Source organism: Flindersiella endophytica, assembly GCF_054779015.1.
This window is the reverse complement of the sequence record NZ_BAAGYY010000002.1, coordinates 117939-133458: the sequence shown is the minus strand read 5'-3', so window position 1 is coordinate 133458 and position 15520 is coordinate 117939. Positions and strand designations below refer to the sequence as shown.

Annotated in this window: 15 protein-coding genes and 1 tRNA gene; 2 read left to right on the top strand and 14 right to left on the bottom strand. The window is 67.8% G+C overall.

Going from position 1 to position 15520, the window contains the following annotated elements; genetic code table 11:
• Positions 1–3 precede the first annotated feature (3 nt).
• From ACYVF6_RS01095 to ACYVF6_RS01045, 11 genes are all read right to left on the bottom strand, one after another.
• Positions 4–798, bottom strand: a complete 795-nt coding sequence (locus tag ACYVF6_RS01095; RefSeq protein WP_460514716.1) for a cupredoxin domain-containing protein — start codon at positions 796–798, stop codon at positions 4–6.
• A gap of 221 nt (positions 799–1019) precedes the next feature.
• Positions 1020–1607, bottom strand: coding sequence for a DUF6318 family protein (locus ACYVF6_RS01090; RefSeq protein ID WP_460514714.1), 588 nt, complete (start codon positions 1605–1607; stop codon positions 1020–1022).
• A gap of 265 nt (positions 1608–1872) precedes the next feature.
• Positions 1873–2382 carry a hypothetical protein gene (locus ACYVF6_RS01085; RefSeq protein WP_460514712.1) on the bottom strand — a complete coding sequence of 170 codons (510 nt, stop codon included), beginning with the start codon at positions 2380–2382 and terminating at the stop codon, positions 1873–1875.
• Positions 2383–2490: 108 nt separating this feature from the next.
• Positions 2491–3345 carry a WXG100 family type VII secretion target gene (locus ACYVF6_RS01080; protein ID WP_460514710.1) on the bottom strand — a complete coding sequence of 285 codons (855 nt, stop codon included), beginning with the start codon at positions 3343–3345 and terminating at the stop codon, positions 2491–2493.
• Entirely contained in the window at positions 3342–3656 is a 315-nt protein-coding gene (locus tag ACYVF6_RS01075; RefSeq protein ID WP_460514708.1) for a hypothetical protein, read from the bottom strand. The genes ACYVF6_RS01080 and ACYVF6_RS01075 overlap by 4 nt, the downstream gene beginning before the upstream one ends.
• Positions 3656–4468 (bottom strand): hypothetical protein, encoded by an 813-nt coding sequence (locus tag ACYVF6_RS01070; RefSeq protein ID WP_460514706.1) that lies wholly within the window; start codon positions 4466–4468, stop codon positions 3656–3658. Before ACYVF6_RS01070 ends, ACYVF6_RS01075 begins: the two co-directional genes overlap by 1 nt.
• 98 nt (positions 4469–4566) lie before the next feature.
• Positions 4567–5271 (bottom strand): 50S ribosomal protein L1, encoded by a 705-nt coding sequence (gene rplA, locus ACYVF6_RS01065; protein WP_460514704.1) that lies wholly within the window; start codon positions 5269–5271, stop codon positions 4567–4569.
• A gap of 74 nt (positions 5272–5345) precedes the next feature.
• Positions 5346–5777: a 50S ribosomal protein L11 gene (gene rplK, locus ACYVF6_RS01060; RefSeq protein WP_460514702.1), complete on the bottom strand. Its 432-nt coding sequence runs from the start codon at positions 5775–5777 to the stop codon at positions 5346–5348.
• A 59-nt stretch (positions 5778–5836) separates the two neighbouring features.
• Entirely contained in the window at positions 5837–6712 is an 876-nt protein-coding gene (gene nusG, locus ACYVF6_RS01055) for a transcription termination/antitermination protein NusG (protein ID WP_460514700.1), read from the bottom strand.
• A gap of 74 nt (positions 6713–6786) precedes the next feature.
• Complete coding sequence (gene secE / locus ACYVF6_RS01050) at positions 6787–7047, bottom strand: preprotein translocase subunit SecE (protein ID WP_460514699.1); 261 nt, start codon at positions 7045–7047, stop codon at positions 6787–6789.
• A gap of 112 nt (positions 7048–7159) precedes the next feature.
• Positions 7160–7232 (bottom strand) — tRNA-Trp (locus ACYVF6_RS01045).
• A gap of 187 nt (positions 7233–7419) precedes the next feature.
• Between ACYVF6_RS01045 and ACYVF6_RS01040 the strand changes: the two genes are divergently transcribed.
• Together ACYVF6_RS01040 and ACYVF6_RS01035 are read left to right on the top strand one after the other, a co-directional pair.
• Positions 7420–8622, top strand: a complete 1203-nt coding sequence (locus ACYVF6_RS01040; RefSeq protein WP_460514697.1) for a pyridoxal phosphate-dependent aminotransferase — start codon at positions 7420–7422, stop codon at positions 8620–8622.
• A gap of 97 nt (positions 8623–8719) precedes the next feature.
• Positions 8720–9739 (top strand): adenosine deaminase family protein, encoded by a 1020-nt coding sequence (locus ACYVF6_RS01035; RefSeq protein ID WP_460514695.1) that lies wholly within the window; start codon positions 8720–8722, stop codon positions 9737–9739.
• A gap of 131 nt (positions 9740–9870) precedes the next feature.
• Here ACYVF6_RS01035 and ACYVF6_RS01030 read toward each other — a convergent pair whose 3' ends face one another.
• From ACYVF6_RS01030 to ACYVF6_RS01020, 3 genes are all read right to left on the bottom strand, one after another.
• Entirely contained in the window at positions 9871–10050 is a 180-nt protein-coding gene (locus tag ACYVF6_RS01030) for a sigma factor-like helix-turn-helix DNA-binding protein (protein ID WP_460514693.1), read from the bottom strand.
• Between the two features lie 128 nt (positions 10051–10178).
• Positions 10179–12791, bottom strand: a complete 2613-nt coding sequence (locus ACYVF6_RS01025) for a helix-turn-helix transcriptional regulator (RefSeq protein ID WP_460514784.1) — start codon at positions 12789–12791, stop codon at positions 10179–10181.
• 51 nt (positions 12792–12842) lie between these two features.
• On the bottom strand, positions 12843–15479 hold the full coding sequence (locus ACYVF6_RS01020) for a helix-turn-helix transcriptional regulator (RefSeq protein ID WP_460514691.1): 2637 nt from the start codon (positions 15477–15479) through the stop codon (positions 12843–12845).
• Between the last annotated feature and the right edge of the window lie 41 nt (positions 15480–15520).

Below are 15520 nucleotides of genomic sequence, written 5' to 3'. Positions count from 1 at the left end.
GAACTAGTCGGTGATCACGCTCTTTGCCTGGGACACCTGGATCCGTTCAGACACTGCGTCAATCACGACCGCGTCCATGGGCTCCGTGCGCCCGTCGACCGTGACCTCGCCGTCCCACGTTGCCCCGAGGCTGATCGTGTACGTACCGGCCTTCTGGAACTGGGCCGTCACGTAATAGCCATCGGTTGCATCCTCTGGCAACGTCCCGTCGAACGCGCGCCCACGGCCCTCCGCGGTGTGCGGCTTACCGCCGTCGAATGTCCAGTTGATGGTCGCCCGGGCGTCGATCGTATATATGAAGGGTTCAACCTTGCCGAGAACCTGGCCCTGGATCCTGATGTGGGGCGGGTCGGCCTCGGGTTCCCACACTATGACGTCATCTCCGAGGTCGCCGACGGTTGCCGGATAGCGCGTCGAGACGATCGTGCTCAGGTTGACCAGGGTCCGGTTCTCCGCACCCGGGCTGTCCGGGGACACATCGATCTCGAGCCCGGTGAGCTTCTGGAAGACCTGGAAGTTGACCGCCTGGATCTCCTCCTGCGTCACGACGTGGTCCTCAGGGAGCTCCTGGCAGTACGGGGTCGCGTGTTCCTCGTCCCCGTCCTCGGGCGGGAGTGGCACCCAAGGCGGGTTCCCGTTTTGCTGAGGATTGTTGAACACCCGCTCGAAGATGATCCGCGGGGCGACCGGCCGACCGTTCTCCCCTGGGAGATCGTTACAAAACGTGCCCGCCGGGTTGTCGCCCGTGCATTGGAACTGCGAACCGTCGTACTCCGTCGGGCACTGGTAGAGCGCCATGTCTCCCGGACCCCAGTCGACATACCTCGTCGGACGGTGCGCCGGTCCTGGGTTTCCAGGCGAGCTCTCCGGGTCTTGGTAGTAGGAGCCACTTTCCTCGTGGTATTGCCACCCGATTCCCCCTGCGGGAGGCCAGGCGTACGCCGGCTCGTGCGCGGACGGCACGAGCACCAGCAGCGGTGCCGCGAGGGCGAGCAGCCCGCCTACGGCCAGAATCCTTCTCAACGCAGTTCCCACGTTCGGACCTTCCACTCCTGACCAGCCTGCTCAAGGGTGAACTGCACGTTCTGGACACCCGCCGGATCACGGCCAACCACGCCGCCCGACTTGTTGAGTGTCTTGCACTCTGTCGCCGAAACCTTCGCTGAGTACGGAACCTGCCGGACCGTTCCCGCAAGGGTGTACAGGTTGCCGACGGTCACGCCTTCCGGCGTCCCCACCTGGCATCCCTCGATTCGCCCGCCCTTGCGGTACACATCATCGATGTAGCCCAGCACCTGGCCGCAGAACCCGCACTTGTCATGGGTGAGCTTCCGCACCTCGGCGGTCTTTCCAGTCTTGTAGGCGTTGTTGAGCGCCTGCAGATAAGCGCCGACGGTGCCTTCGACCTTCGCCTTGTCAGCGGCGTCCAACTTCTCGCTGGACGACCCCTTCTTCTCATCCGGCGTCGCGTTGCTCTTGGTCGCGGTTGGAGAAGGCGTGTCCGGCGTGGCCTCGGCGGTCGTGGTTTCGTTGCCGATCGTGGTGCCTTCGGGACCTTTGTCCGAGCAGGCGGACAGCGCGAAGATGGCAACGGAAGCCACCGCCACGGCTACTACACCCCGTATGCGCACGTTTTGTACACCTCATCCGAGTTGTCCACAGGCCAACGACGATCCGCGGCGGCGGGATCGCCCATTCCGCTAACGTGATTATGATGGCCCAAACTTGCCCATGGTTGCATCCCCCGGTGAATTTTCGCCTATCTGTCCTGCCCATGGCCCCGCGGACATGAAGTCATCATCTTCGTGGATATACCCAGATCGGGCGTATCGAAGATTCCGGACGTTTGTCCACAATTCGCCGCAGACGGTGTCATTGCGGGCGTTCGGTCCATCCTTGCGGCGCCGACGGTGGCAGGAAAGGCACCTTCAGGTCCAACGTGTTGTACGACAAGCGCGCTGCCGCAAGCCCGCAGGGCAGGGCCAGGACTATGAGCAGGCTGATCCCAGCGCTCGCCCAACTGAACCTCCCGTCGGCGAACTCCATCAGGGGGTAGGCCATCAGCAGAAGCGTGAGGACCAACCATCCAGCGAAGCCGAGGCAGCCACCCAAGATGTTGAAGCTCATCGGGCCCGTCAGCCTCGCCGGATCGCCGCTACCAGCAAAGATCCGTCGAACGGTCCGCCAGGCGAACATCCCCATCGTGAGGGATACCAGGTCTACCCCGAAGACGGCGATGGCGAGGTACATCGGTGCATCTCCCGACGCCTCGAGAGTTGGCGGATCGAACGCGATCACGCCCGACAGCAGCAGGCAGAGCGCTGACAGGACGAGCCAAGGCACGATCCATCGCTGCTTGACGCCAGCTCGCTCGATGAGCACCTGCCGCTGCTGCGGCGACAGCGCGTAGAACCACTCCTGCGATCCAAGATCCTGATTCCGGAACTTCACCGCTGGTCCTCCTGCTTAGCCCCGGCCCAGCCACTGCCATCAGCCATAGTTGAGCCGCCAGTCGCTGGCGTCGCCGTCCTGCCAACTCGCGTCCGACAAGGCGGATGCCTTCGACTCTGGCCAGCGACCATCAGGAAAGGCCTCGTTGGTCGCGATCCGATTGTTGAGGTCAAAGAACGCCGCGAATTGCGGACCGACCACCGCGCCGACTGCAGCGATCAACTTCACCACTTTGTCGACACTGGTCGTGATCTTTCTTGCGATCTCCATCAGCGACCTGACGATCGCGACGATGGAGCCACCGACCTCGAGCGCGGCGACAGCTTCGATGATCGCGACGCCGAGGGCGACGTAGAAGGCCGTGATCGCTGCCGCCACCGCCAGAAGGAGGTTGCGCAAATCTTCGACGATTGCGACCACCTCGCGCATGGCCGCCAACTGGGCGCCGACAGCACCGTCATAGGCGGCCCGGGCTCGGCCCTTCCAGTCGGCCTGGACGAAGCGTTGGGACTGCTCGAGCTGACCGACAACGGACCTGACCGGGTTACGTACGTCGTTCACCCAATGCCAGGCTCCCAGCGTCGCGGCGCCAGGAAATCCGACTGCCATCAGCATGTCTCGGCAGACCGAGAGGAATGTCTCGCCTTGAAGCTTCAGGATCTCGATCTGTCGGTTGACCTGATCCCGGATGATGCCCGGCAGCTCGTCGCATGCTCGGGAGACCATCCCGAAGACGTTGTCGAGGGCCTGCTGAAAGTTCTCCATCCCGGTCTGCATCTGGCGGCCGAGCTCCTCGAGTTGAGACGGCTCGACTTCCGCCGGCTCACCTGAGGGTGCAGGATCGCGGACGTCTCGCACCAGGTTCTGGACTGGCTCCCAGAACCTCATCGTCACCACTGATCCTTCAGTTTGTGGACGCCGGCCTCTTCCTCACGGGCGTACTGATCCTGCGCCGACCACAGCTTCATCGACATGCTTCCGGCCTCGGTCACGGCCTGGTTCAGCAGGGCCGCCAGGCCATCTTGAATCTCCTGATATGGCTGGTGCATCCCCACAGCCAGACCCATCTGGTAGGTCTCCAGCCTCAGATCACCAGCGCGGCGGGCAGCAGCTTCGAGAACGAGTTTCTGCTCGTCCCACACCTTGCTGGCCTTGCGCAAGGTCTCGAGTGCGACCTGGACGTCTTCCTGGTTCGGGCCGGACATCATGCGCTCCCAGATCGGTCAGGTGATGAAGCGTCGAACCCACGCCAGTTGGCATAACGAAGCAGGGCCCCGCCTGGGTCTTGCATGACTGTGGCCAGCTCTGGCGACACCACCTTGGGAAGCGCTGGCACGCTCGGCCGGGCGTCCAACGTCTCGTATGCCGTACGGAAGGCATCGTTCAAGGTTTCGTTCAGCTTGCTCAGGCTCGCCCGACCCACCCAGGTGGCGTCGAGGAGGAGCTGTGACACGGAGCCGTCGGGTGTGAGCACCACTCGCGCATGGTCGCCGGCTGCCAGCTCGGCGCGAGCGGGATCAGCGGCCGGCTCGCGCGGTTGATTCAGCGAGGCCAGCAGCGAGATCGACTCCTCTGCCAACGCGGCCAGGTCGACCACGGGAAGCGAGTCCGTACGTGAAGTAGCTGCCGACTCCGTCGCGCTGACAACCGGAGCCGGCCGGGCTTCGGCTGCCGTCAGGGCCTCCGACCAGAGCTCGACGCGGCGTAGCTCAGCGGCCTGAATGGCCTCGAGCACGGCCGACGCGAGCTGGTCGGGTGGGAGCTTCTCCTGCCAGCGGGCGTGCAGACGCACCGTGCTCACCCTGCCGGACTCGTCGAGTGTGACCGTAGCCGCACCGAGCTGGTCGTTCGCCGTAACCGGAGTGTTGGCCGCGGACTCGGCCGCTTCCAGCCTCCCGGCGAACGCCGACGTCTCTGCCGCCAGCTCCGCCAGTTTGGACACCGCATCGTCGAAGTCGGGTGTCGGCGCCATCTGTCCCCCATTCCCCGCTACGTGCAGCGCCAGATGCGCATGCACGATATCACGCTACGTGTTCGACCGTCAACGAAAACGCATCGTGCCCCCAGTCCGAACCAGGACCAGGGGCACGATGGACAGTGCTAAAAGAGCGGTGATCAGCCTTCGACGGCGATGTGGGTCTTGTTCGGGTCGACCTGGATGCCGGGGCCCATGGTGGTCGAGAGGGTGATCTTCTTGAGGTAGCGGCCCTTGGCGGCCGACGGCTTCAGGCGCTGGATCTCGTCGAGGGCGGCGGCGAAGTTCTCCGACAGCTGCTGCTCCGAGAACGAGGCCTTGCCGATGATGAAGTGGAGGTTGGAGTTCCGGTCGACGCGGAACTCGATCTTGCCGCCCTTGATCTCCGTGACGGCCTTGACGACGTCGGGCGTCACAGTGCCGGTCTTGGGGTTCGGCATCAGACCACGCGGGCCGAGCACGCGGCCAAGGCGGCCGACCTTGCCCATCAGGTCGGGGGTGGCGACAACGGCGTCGAAGTCGAGCCAGCCGCCCTGGATGCGCTCGATCAGATCGTCAGAGCCGACGTAGTCGGCGCCGGCTGCCGTGGCGGCTTCGGCGCGCTCCCCTGTGGCGAAGACCAGCACCCGCGCGGTCTTGCCGGTGCCGTGGGGGAGGTTGACCGTGCCGCGCACCATCTGGTCGGCCTTGCGGGGGTCGACCCCGAGGCGCATGGCGACGTCGACCGTCTGGTCGAACTTGGTGCCGGTGGTCTCCCTGGCGAGCTTGATCGCCTCGGCCGGGCCGTAGAGCGCGTCGAGGTCGATCTTCTCGACCGCGGCGCGGTAAGTCTTGCTGCGCTTCACGAATGTCTCCTAAGCGAAAAGAAGCTGTGGTTGCCGGGCCAGCGCGTGGCCCTTCCACGTACGAGCTGGAGGTATTAGTCGGTGACCGTGACGCCCATCGAACGAGCGGTGCCGGCGATGATCTTCATCGCCTGCTCCTCGTCGTTCGCCGACAGGTCGGGCTCCTTGGTCTTCGCGATCTCGCGAACCTGGTCGCGGGTGATCGAGGCGACCTTCACCGTGTGCGGCGTCGGGGAGCCCTTGTCGATTCCGGCGGCCTTCTTGATCAGCTCGACGGCCGGCGGGGTCTTGGTGACGAACGAGAACGTGCGGTCCTCGTAAATGGTGATCTCGGCAGGCACGACGTTGCCACGCATCGGTTCGGTGGCGGCGTTGTAGGCCTTGGTGAACTCCATGATGTTGATGCCGGTCGGACCGAGCACCGTACCCACGGGCGGGGCCGGCGTCGCCGCGCCGGCCTGCAGCTGGAGCTTCAGGACCGAGGCGATCTTCTTCTTGGCGGGCATGGAAGTGTGATGTTCCTCTTAGATGGTTGCGGGTGCTTGTCCCTCAACAGAACAGAAGCTCAGACCTTCTGGATCTGGTTGAAGGACAGCTCGACCGGGGTCTCCCGGCCGAAGATCTCGACAAGCGCCTTGACCCGGCGGGCGTCGGCGTTGAGCTCGGTGATCGTCGCGTGCAGCGTGGCGAACGGGCCGTCGACCACCATGACAGAGTCGCCGACCTCGAAGTCGACAACCTCGGTCTTCTTTTTCTTGGCCTGCGGCGACGCCTCTTCGGCCACCACGACCGGGGCGAGCATCTTCTCGACTTCCTCGAGGCTCAGCGGCACCGGCTGGTGGGCGTGACCGACGAAACCGGTCACCGACGGCGTGTGGCGTACGGCCGCCCACGACTCGTCGGTGAGGTCGAGGCGAACCAGGACATAGCCGGGCAGAACGGTACGCCGCACCATCCGGCGCTGGCCGTTCTTGATCTCGGCGACCTCTTCCTGGGGGACGACCACCTCGAAGATGTAGTCCTCCATGTTGAGGGACTGGATGCGGTTCTCGAGGTTGGCCTTCACGCGGTTTTCCATGCCGGAGTACGTGTGGATGACGTACCAGTCACCCGGCTTGGAGTGCAGCGCCGCGCGGAACTCCGCCAGCGGGTCCTCGGTGCCCTCGACACTCTCTTCCGACTCGTCGGAGTCGGAGACATCGGAGTCGGAGACGTCGGAGTCTTCGGCCTCGACAGCGTCGTCAGCATCCTCGTCGGAGGAGGCGTCGGCAACGGCCGCGAAGGCGTCGACATCCGCGTCGACCTCATCGGCTACGTCTGCGGAGTCCCCCGCGAGCGGCTGCTCAGCCGACTCGCTCCCCGTGGCGTCGGCCGGCCGCTCCGACTCCGCGTCCAGCTGGCCGGCGGCCAGGTCGCGGGATTCGTCGTCGTGGTCGGTCACTCTCGGTACTCCGTCTTCTGTTCGTCGTTAAGTTCATAAGGTGGTGCGTGAGATGCGGTGCTCGAACGCGGCGATCAGGCGAGGACCCAGAGGATCAGCCTGCCGAGTGCCAGGTCGATCACCGAGACGATCGCGATGACCGCCAGCACGAAGACCAGCACCACCAGCCAATACGTCATGAGCTGGTTGCGAGTCGGCCAGATGACCTTCCGCAGCTCCGCTACGACCTGACGTACGAAAAGGGCCAATCGGGCGATCGGGCCGCCTCGACGCTCACCCTTCTTCGCCGGGCGAGCACGGTCCGGGGTCGCGGTGATTCCGCGGGTCTCCGTCACTGTTCGTCCTCACCGGTATCGGAACCGGACGGGCACTCCGCCCGGTGTTTCTCTGGCGCCGGTCCTCGGCGGACCACACGCTTGACTCCGACCGACGACCGGCCGGTGTCGGCAGGGCAGGAGGGACTCGAACCCCCAACCGCCGGTTTTGGAGACCGGTGCTCTACCAATTGAGCCACTGCCCTACGGCGACCGTCGACCAGCTTCCGAACCCGATGGAGAGAAGGACACGGAGAACTAGGGTCGTTGACCACCAGTGGTCGAGTGTACATGGGGCGGCCGCGAGCGTGTCGCCGATGGGCCCGATCAAGGCCAGTGCCCGATCGGTGGCCTGCGTAGCAGACTCCGGGACGGCTTTGCCACGATACTGCCATGACATCTCCTGCGCGTATCTCGGCCCGAATCGGTGGTATCGCGGAATCGGCCACGCTGGCCGTGGACGGCAAGGCGAAGGCGCTCAAGGCGGCTGGGCGTCCGGTGATCGGCTTCGGGGCCGGCGAGCCCGACTTCCCAACCCCCGACTACATCGTCGAGGCCGCGGTCGAGGCGTGCAGGGATCCGCGTAATCACCGCTACACGCCGGCGGCCGGCCTGCCCGAGCTGCGGGAGGCGGTCGCGGCCAAGACCAAGCGCGACTCCGGGTACGAGGTCGCGGCCAACCAGGTGCTGATCACCAACGGCGGCAAGCAGGCGGTCTACGAGGCCTGCGCGCTGGTCCTCGACCCGGGCGACGAGCTGCTGCTCCCGGCGCCGTACTGGACGACCTACCCCGAGTCGGTCATCCTCGCCGGCGGCGTGCCCGTGCCCGTCGTCACCGACGAGAGCCAGGGCTACCTCGTGACCGTCGAGCAGCTGGAGGCGGCCAGCACGCCGAGGACGAAGGCGCTGCTGATGTGCTCGCCGTCGAACCCGACCGGCGCGGTCTACCCCGAGGAGTTGCTGCGTGAGATCGGCCAGTGGGCCGCCGCCCGCGGCATCTGGGTGATCACCGACGAGATCTACGAGCACCTGACCTACGACGGCGTGACCGCGACCTCGCTGCCGGTCGTGGTGCCCGAGCTCGCCGACCGCTGCATCGTGGTCAACGGCGTCGCCAAGACGTACGCCATGACCGGCTGGCGGGTCGGCTGGCTGATCGGCCCGGCCGACGTGGTGAAGGCCGGCTCCAACTTCCAGTCGCACCTCACCGGCAACGTCTCCAACGTCTCGCAGCGCGCGGCGATCGCCGCAGTGTCGGGCGACCTGTCGGCGGCCGCGGCGATGCGCACCGCGTTCGACCGGCGGCGGCAGACGATCGTGAAGCTGCTGTCCGACGTTCCGGGCTTCACCTGCCCGACGCCGAAGGGTGCGTTCTACGCGTACCCGTCGGTGAAGGGCGCGCTGGGCCGGACGATCCGCGGTCGCACGCCGCAGACCTCGTCGGAGCTCGCCGAGCTGATCCTCGACGAGGTGGAGGTCGCGGCGGTGCCGGGCGAGGCATTCGGGACGCCTGGATATCTCCGGTTCTCCTATGCCCTCGGCGACGACGACCTGATCGAGGGCGTGACCCGGATCCAGAACCTTCTGTCGGAGTAGGGCGAGTCTCGTGGATGTCGCCGAGGAGCGAGGACGGCCATGGCCGCCGCAGCCCCGGTGACATCCACGAGACGTGCCCTGGATAACGTGCGCATGCATGCGCCCGCTTGACACTCTCCGCAAGGCGCACCTGCACCTGCACTTCACCGGGTCGATGCGACACTCGACGCTCGTCGAGCTGGCCGACCGGGATGGCATTCGGTTGCCGGACGCGCTGCGGGAGGAGTGGCCGCCTCAGCTCTCGGCCACCGATGAGAAGGGTTGGTTCCGCTTCCAGCGGCTGTACGACACGGCCCGCTCGGTCTTACGCACCGAGTCCGACGTACGCCGGCTGGTGCGGGAGACCGCCGAGGACGAACGCGACGAAGGGTCCGGCTGGCTCGAGATCCAGGTGGACCCTTCGGGCTACGCGTCGCGGTTCGGCGGCATCACGGCGTTCACCGACCTGGTGCTGGACGCCGTACGCTCGGCGAGCGCGTCGACCGGTGTGGGGATCGCCGTGGTGATCGCGGCCAACCGCGTGCGGCATCCGCTGGACGCACGGACGCTGGCCCGGCTGGCGTCGCAGTATGCCGGCCGGGGTGTCGTCGGCTTCGGCCTGTCGAACGACGAGCGGCGCGGCCGGGCCGAGGAGTTCGAGCGGGCGTTCTCGATCGCCCGGCGGGCCGGCCTGCTCTCCGATCCGCACGGCGGCGAGCTCTGCGGGCCGGAGAGCGTACGCGGATGCCTGACCGCACTCGGGGCCGGCCGGGTCGGGCACGGGATCCGTTCGGTGGAAGACCCCGCACTGGTCGACGAGATCGCCGAACGTCAGATCGGACTCGAGGTCTGTCCCGCCTCCAACGTCGCACTCGGCGTCTACCACGACGTGGCGGCCGTTCCTCTGCGCAAGCTCTATGAGTCCGGCGCGCCCATCGCCCTCGGCGCCGACGACCCTCTGCTGTTCGGCGTCAGACTGGTCGGCCAGTACGAAATCGCCCGCGAGCTCGGCTTCACCGACCCGGAGCTCGCCGAGCTGGCCCGGATGTCGGTCCGGGTCTCCACCGCCCCTGGGGAGACCCGGACCCGCCTGTTCGCCGACATCGACACCTGGCTGAACGGGCCGGCAGTTAGCTGAGCGAACCCGCACCGGGCTGATTTCTCGTAACCGCCCGATCCGTCGTGGGTTCGCGCATCTGCTCGCTCCGAAGATGGCTGGAGACCGAAGAGCGAGCAGATGCGCCAGCCCACGACGGCTGGGATGGCAGGTCAGGCAGAGTTGAGCAGGTGGGCCAGCTTGGCCTCCGCCAGGCGGAGCATCGTCCCGACTGCTTCCGGAACGATGTCGAGCTCGGCGGCGATCTCAGCTTCGGCCCGACCCTCGTCGCGCAGCGCCAAGGCTCGCGCATACGAGTCAGGCAGCTGGCTCAAGGCGTCGGTGCGTTCCATGTCGTTCAACCTAGAAGCGCCTGAGCACGATCGCCTGAGCATGCCCATACTCAGTTTGAGTAGCCCGCATGCTCGGTCACCCAGCGCTGTCGATACGTACGTACTAGGTATACCGATTCGTCCCGGACTCAGGCGTCGACGATGTCGCTCAGCGCGGCTCGCCCGCTGATACCCAGCTTCCCGTAGATCTGGTGCAGGTGGTTGTCGACCGTACGCTTCGACAGCACCAGCCGCTCGGCGATCTCCTTGTTGGACAGCCCCTGCGACGCCAGCTTCGCGATGTCGCGCTCGCGCGGCGTCAGCTCCGGCGCCGACACGGTTTCGACCGCGGGGGTACGAGCGCCCTCGCACCGGTCCAGATAGAGAGCCGAGCGGGTACGTGAAGCCCGCCCGCTGGCCAGCCGCCCGGCCGAATGGTGGGCCGCCGAAGCCTGCGCCGCCGCCTCGGCCGCCAGCAGGTCCGCGCCCATCCGCGAGAAGCCCTCGGCCACCTGGTCCAGCACCTCGCCGTCGCGCGCTGCGGCGGCCCGCGCGTGCAGGGCGGCCGCCTGGATGAACCCGCCGCGGACCTCTTCACGCAGCTGATCCAGCCGATCGACCGCCGATGCCGGCGAGCCCAGCCGCACCAGGTCGTGCAGCGCCGCGCCCTCCACCCCACGCGCCGAAGAATGCCGCGCCTTCACCGCCATCTCCCCCGCCAGCTCGACCGCGCCCACCCGGTCTCCGGCGGCCACCGAAACCCACGGTCGCGCCAGGTCGGCCCAGATGTCGAAGACCCGCACCGACCGTCGCGGCGACGCCTGCGCCTCGCGCAGAGCCGCCTCCGCGGCCGAGCCGTTGCCGAGCAGCGCCTCGACGTGTGCCAGCTCGCCCAGCAGGAACGCGGGTACGTGGTACCAGCCGAACTCGTGCCGGCGATATCGGCTGAGCCCTTCCCGCAGGATCTGCCGCGCCGCCACCGGCCGCCCGCGCATCCGCGCCGCCTGCGCGCACGCGACGCGGTAGATGTAGCCCGCGAAGTGCGGGCCGTCCTTCTCCGCCGCCGTGAACGCACTGCGTGCCAGCTCCGAAGCCTGCCCGATCCGCCCGCCGTACAACAGGGTCTGCACCATGCCGAGGTCGACCATCACGCCGAGGAACGGCACCTCGTCGTCCCACGGCTCGACCAGCTTGCGGGCCGTGAGCAGCGAGGTCATCGAGTCGATCCGGCCGGTGTAGCACAACGCCATCACCCGCGCGGCGTGCGTCATCGCCTCCGCATGGCGGTTGCCGAAGGCCTTGGCCAGCAACTCGTCGGCGAGCTGAACGCAGTCGGCAGCCTCGGCCGCGTGGTGCAGGAACAACGCCCGCAACCCCGCGCACTCCTCGCGTAACGCCGCATCCTGGGCCGAGAGCTCGGCGTCGCGGAGCACGGTCATGCCGCGCTCCACCTCGTCCATGCCCCAGAACAGGTTGATCGCCCGGCCGAGCACCAGATCGGATCTGTCGTCTGACGACATCGGCACGAGCATCCACTGCGCCAGCAGGTCCTCGACCTCGGTGTTCTGCTGCCCGAGGAACAACGCCCGCCACAGCACGCGGATCGCCGGCACACCCGCGCCCGCCTGGATCGCCTGCTGCGCGAGCCGTATGGTCAGGCCCATGTCGAACGCCGACCAGGCCTGCCGCAGCGCCGACATCAGGATTTCCTGCGCGACCGCCACGCCGGCGTCGAGCCGCCAGGTCGCGATCCGCAGCCAGTCGTCGTTACGGGTCGCGCCGGAGTCCTCGACGGCGTCGGCCAGCAGCCGCTTCCAGCTGCGCGCCCGCAGCGGCGGGCATTCCGAGCGCAGCACCTCGCCGTACAACGGATGCGCGAGATAGACCTCGGTGCTTTCGTCGACGCGCAGCAGGCCCTTCGACTCGACGGTCTCGAGTACGCCAGGTTCGACCAGCCGGGTCAACGCGCCGGTGCCGAGCGGCTCGCCGTAGGCCACCAGCTCCAGCGCGCGATGCTCGTCGGTGTTGAGCAGGCCGATCCGGTGTGTCACGAGCTCGACCAGCCGCGGCGCGACGACCCACTCGCCCTCCCACCGGTAGACGCCCTCGGTCTGCGCCAGCGCGCCGGTGTCGAGTCCGGCGTTGACCAGCTCGCGTAAGAACAGCATGTTGCCGCGCGTGGTGTCCCAAAGGGACTGCACGGTGCGCGACTCGACCTGGCCGCCGAGCATCTGGGCGAGCACGGCCGCCATCTCGCCGTGCGACAGCGCCTGCACCTCGACGCGCTCGACCAGCTCGTCCTTCCACAACGCCGTGATCGGCTCCGGTGCCGGCTCGCCCGTACGGATGCTGGCCAGCACGAACGCCTGCCCGGCCTGCACGAGCTGATGCAGCAGACCAGCTGATGTCTCGTCGAGTACGTGCGCGTCGTCGACGCCGATGACCAGCCGGCGCGAGCCCGCCGGCTCGGCCAGCGCGTCGGCGGCGAAGCGCAGCAGGTTGGTAGGGCTGCCGGCGTTCGGGAGCTCGGCAGGCAGCAACGACGCCAGCGCACCGAACGGAATCGAGGACGTGGCGGGCGTGGCCACCACGGAACGCGCGTGCACGCGGCTGACGTCAGCGGTGCGGACAGCTTCGGAGAGCAGGCGGGTCTTGCCCACCCCGGCGGCGCCGGCGAGAACGAGCCCGGGCACCCCCGGATCGCTTATCGCGGCACCGATCAGTTGGAGTTCCTCGGCCCGACCGACGAAGGGCCACCGCATGCTCACTCACCGAAGACTAACCCTGTCAGGCCGGTTGTGACAGTCCCAGGCTCATTCCTTACCGAACCATGTACCAAGCTCGGCTCGTCGGCTTATGCCCAGTTTCGCGTAGGCCTGGTGCAAATGGTTGTCCACCGTACGTTTCGACACCTGCAGGCGTTCGGCGATCGCCTTGTTGGACATGCCTTCTGCCGCCAGCTTCGCGATGTCGCGTTCGCGCGGTGTCAGGTCCGGCGACGAGACAGCTTCCACGGCAGGGGTTCTGGCGCCTTCGCAGCGGTCGAGCAGCAGCGCCGAACGCGCCCGCGACTCGCGCGCGCTCGCCGGCTTGCCCGCGTTCTGGTGCGCCTGGCTGGCCTGGGCGTATGCCTCGGCGGCCAGCAGGTCGGCGCCAATCTTCTCGAATCCGGCGGCCGCTTCGTCCAGTTCGTCACCGTTGTCGCGGGCCGCGGCCTCGGCGTGCGCGACGACGTACTTCAGCATCCAGCCACGGAAGGCCCCCCGGATGTCGGTCAGCCGGTCGACGACTCTCGACGCGTATCCCAGGCGTACGACGTCGTGCAACGCGGCCATCTCGACGCCGACGGCCTTGGACTCCCGGCAGTGGTCGGCGAGCCGGAACGCCGACTCGATCGCGCCGACCCGATCGCCGGCGGCCACCGACACCCACGGCCGCGCGAGCTCGGGCCAGAACTGGAGTACGCCGGTCGAGCTACGCGCCGACTCGTCGGCCTCGCGAAGTGTCGCGGCGGCCACGGCGCTGTTGCCGAGCAGGGCCTCGGCGTGGGCGAGCTCGCCCAGGAGATAGCCCGGCCCGACGTACCAGCCGAAGCTCTGCTGCCGATAGACACCGAGCCCTTCGCGCAGGATCCGGCGAGCCGTCTCCGGCTTGCCGTTGTAGCGCGCGACGTGCGCACGAGCGGCGCGCGCGAAGTACGCCGAGAGCGCTGGACCGTGGTCCTCGGCCTGGGCCGTGATGTAGTCGGCCAACTGGCCGGCGAGGTCGAGCCGGCCGGCGAACAGCAACGCCCAGACCGACGTCGTGTCGATCATCATGCCGAGGAACGGCATCTCGTTGTCCCAGGGCTTCACGAACTCGCGAGCCTCCAGGAAGATGCCGGGGTCGTCCAGCCTGGAGATGCAGGTCAGCGCCAGGCACTGGGCGGTACGGGCCAGCGCCTCGGCGTACGGCGTCGAGGGCTCGCGGGCGAGCAGCGACTCGGCGAGCTCGACCCCCTCGATCGACCGCTCGGCGTGGGCCAGCAGGACCGCCGACAGCCCGGAGTACTCGTCGCGGACCGCCTGGTTGCTGGTGGCCGCCTCCGCTTCGCGGAGCAGCTCGAGCGCGCGGTCGGTCTGGTCGAGACCCCAGCAGAGGTTGATGGCCCGTCCGAGCACCAGGTCCTTACGGTCCTGCTCCGGCATCGGCGCGAGCATCCAGTGCGCGATGAGCGCCTCGGTCTGTTCGGTTCGTTCGGCGAGCGAGAGTGCGCGCCACAGCAGCTTGACCGCCTCCACCCCAGCGCCCTCGGCGATCGCCGCCTGGGCGAGGCGCTCGGTCAACGGCAGGTCGAACGTACGCCAGGCCTGTCGCCCGGCCTTCATCAGAAGATCTGCCGAAGTGGAGATGTCGGCGTCCAGCCGCCAGGTCGCGATCCGCAGCCAGTCGTCGTCGCGCTTGTTGTCGTCGGTCTCGAGGCTGTCGGCGAGCATGCGCTTCCAGCTGCGGGCCCGCAGCGACGGGCACTGGGCGCGCAGCACCTCGCCGTAGAGCGGATGCGCCAGCTGGATCTCCTCGCGGCCGGGCCGGTCGCTCTGCCGGATCGAGAGCAGGCCCTTCTCCTCCACGGAGTGCAGCGTGCGCACCTCGGCGAGCCGCGACACGACCTCGCCGGTCAGCGGTTCGCCGTGGGCGACCAGCTCCAGCAGGCGGTGCTCGTCGGCCTCCAGCCGGCCGAACCGCGCGGCGAGCAACTCCTGCAGCCGCGGCGCCATCACCCACTCGCCGGTCCAGTGCCAGACGCCTTCGAGCTTGGCGAGCGCTCCGCTGTCGAGCCCGGCGTTGACCAGCTCACGTAAGAACAGCATGTTGCCGCGCGTGGTCTCCCACAGCCGCTGCACGGTCGCGGACGCGATCTGGCCGTCGAGCACCTGACCGAGCACGTGCTCGACCTCGGCACTCGTCAGCGCGCGCACCTCGACGCGTTCGACCAGCTCGTCCTTCCACAGGCCGGTGATCGGCTCCGGTGCGGGCTCGCCGCTGCGGATGCTGGCCAGCACGAACGCCTGGCCGGACTGCGCGAGCTGGTGCAGCAGGCCGGCGGAGGTCTCGTCGAGTACGTGCGCGTCGTCGACGCCGAGCACCAGGCGGCGCCTGCCGGCGGGCTTGGTCAGGGCCTCGGCGGCGAAGCGCAGCAGGTTGGACGGGCTCGCGGCGTCGGGCAGGGTGGCGGGCAGGAGTGAGGCGAGCGCGCCGAACGGGATCCGCGCGGTGGCCGGCGTCGCGGCGACGGCGGTGGCGAGCGTCGAGGTGGTGTCGGCGGCGTGCACGGCTTCCCAGAGCAGGCGGCTCTTGCCCACGCCGGCCGGGCCGGCCAGGACGAGCCCTGGCGCATCCGGGTCGGCGATCGCCGTCCCGATTCGCCGAAGCTCATCCGCCCGTCCGACAAACGGCCACCGTACGCCCACAAGTGAAGACTAATGGTGTTTGTAGTTAGCTGACCCCGTAA